Genomic DNA, 2,402 nt, shown 5'->3' with positions numbered 1-2,402 from the left:
GAAAGCGACAACCTCACATCACATACCCCGTCCGCAACCTATTTTAGCGCCTATGCCGTAACCCCTTCACCCGATTCCCCTGTCTGGTAGTGCCGACGCTCCTGACATGGTCCGGATCGGCAATCGTCCACGACATCAAGGGCGAGAACTGGTCATTGACCGTTCAGGAATGCTCCCGAGCGGGCAGCGCTTACGGAGGGCTCGTCGGAAGGGACAGCGTATCCAGCACCTCCGACAACGTCGCGCCGTCGGGCGGATCGACCGCATCTTCGGGCGTGGGAAAGGTCGGTTCAGACAAATCCCCGCAGGGGAATCGTCCTTCTTGCCCTCGCCGCCCCAACTCCGATCACATCCGCGTTAGCATTGCACAGCCCTGCATTAACGCCCTTCTCAATCCGAAAATCCCGGGGTAGGCTAACGGTGCACATCGCGGATCTTTTCCCGATTATGCACCACGGATTTTCACCTTTATCATTGCGCTTCTTGCCCATATCGCCATGCCACACCGATATGTCTGAAAAAATTGCTTGCCGCGACGCTGACCAAGAAGCCGGCTGCTTTGATAAGCCCCAGCCCAGTTCGGCGCCTAGCTACGTGGCCCGCGAGAGTTGCGCTGTCACCGAACGCTAGGCGGACTGCGAGACGCTGGGACTCGGGGCCTTCGAAGGCGTAGCGCAGACTAATCCTCGTATGTCCAGCAGAGCTTTTGATGTCGCGCACCCGCGCCATGAGGTGCTGCTTGCGAATCACAAAATCGACCTCAACGGAATCGCCGACCGCGACGTCCCCGAGATCGGGCGGCACAAAGATGCTGGCGCCGTAGCGGGAAAGATCGTGCGTCTTAGCCCTATACCAAACGCCCCCGTTGATCCGGATCCGTATCGGCTCCCTCCGCTCGGCGCGAGGGTGTAGCCGTGTTTGGCGGCGCTCGCTCAACGCTCCAATTACAGTGACCAGTATCAGTGCGTCGAAACATGCCCACAGCCCCACAAACAGCAGAGTAGCGATCAAGCGTGGCTCGGTCAGCAGTCGCCATGTGCCTACAACAAGTGCCAGAAAGTTGACAATTGCTAAGACGTAGAATGGCTTGATCAGGGCAGAGATGAAGTCGGATCCGAGAATCTCCCCCTTAGGCGTGACCTTAAAAGTTGGTCGTGTCGGATGGCGGATCGCTGACCAGACACCAATAGTGAGGAAAACCGACTGGGCCGTCTCATAGACCTGCGAAAAGAGCGGCCATCGCACGCGACCAAAGAAGTACTGGCTGTTGATGATTGTTGCGATATAATACGGCACAGCATAAACAAGAATTTCAGTGGGCGTGGTATCGACGATCCGCATATTAAACAGCAGGAAAGCCGGTGGCATCGCCAGCATAATCATCCTGGGAATTGGAAACAGCCAGAAGAACGCAGAGTTGGTGAAAAGCAGGCGCTGCATAAAGGTCAGCCCAGGTTTGAGCCAGACATTCTCCAGAATGAATATCTGGATCATCCCCTGGGCCCAGCGCGTGCGCTGGATAACGAACCCCGTGAAGGTCTCAGGCTGCAGGCCGGAGACCATCGGCCGGTTGTAGAAGGCTGTCTTCCATCCGCGGCTCAGAGCTTTGATGGTGGTCTCGGCATCCTCGGTGATCGTTCGGCCAGAAATCCCACCGATATCATCGAGCGCTGATCGGCGCAGCACCGCAGCAGACCCACAGAAGAATGCTGCGCCCCAGGAGTCGAGACCCGGTTGCGTCACCGCGTAGAACAGCTCGTTCTCTGCCGGCATGATCCGATGGGTCCGGAGGTTCCGCTCGATCGGGTCGCTAGTTACGAAGTTGTGAGGTGTCTGAAGAAGGAAGAGCTTTGGATCTTCGAGGAAAAAGCCAACAGTGCGACGAAGGAAATCCTCGGTGGGCACGTGATCGCAATCGAGAACGAGAACCAGTTCCCCGTCAGTGCGCGCGAGAGCGGCGTTCAGGTTCCCCGCCTTCGCGTGACTATTCTCCGACCTCGTCATGTAGGTCGCACCGTATGTCGCGGCCTGGTGTTGGAGTAGAGCCGCCCGGGCCCGGGCGGCGGTGCCGGCTTCACCAAGCTGCGCACATTTGGCATCGGTGCCGCCGTCATCGAGGATGAAAACCCGGAACCGGTCCGCGGGGTAGCGCATCTGGGTCGCGGCAATCATGGTTGTGGTCACGATCTCCGGATCTTCGTTGTAGGTCGGGATGAAGATGTCGACGCGGGGAAGGGCCGACGGGTCGTCGGGAAGTCGCGGTGGCCGGCGATCAGTCGGTTTGATATTGGCGAGTTGCCCGACAGCCATGGCGATCGCCCCGTGCGCTTCAGCCGCAATCAGCATGAATCCGAGCAGCACGTCGATCTCGCCGTAGCGATAGGGCACGGTTGCGGTCACAC

General features: G+C 58.7%; 1 protein-coding gene and 1 pseudogene. One reads left to right on the top strand and one right to left on the bottom strand.

From position 1 onward, the window contains the following. Positions 1-83 precede the first annotated feature (83 nt). Positions 84-185: pseudogene (locus tag ACP5E6_RS18380) on the top strand (type IV secretory system conjugative DNA transfer family protein); the annotation flags it as partial. A gap of 286 nt (positions 186-471) precedes the next feature. On the opposite strand, the gene bcsA reads toward ACP5E6_RS18380, so the two are convergent. Further along, on the bottom strand, positions 472-2,402 hold a 1,931-nt coding region (bcsA, locus tag ACP5E6_RS18375; RefSeq protein WP_427956787.1), incomplete at its 5' end, for a UDP-forming cellulose synthase catalytic subunit.

It is taken from the genome of Acidiphilium sp. (assembly GCF_049977125.1).
In the GTDB taxonomy this organism is placed as follows: Bacteria; Pseudomonadota; Alphaproteobacteria; order Acetobacterales; family Acetobacteraceae; genus Acidiphilium.
This window is presented reverse-complemented; position numbering and strand designations above follow the sequence as displayed.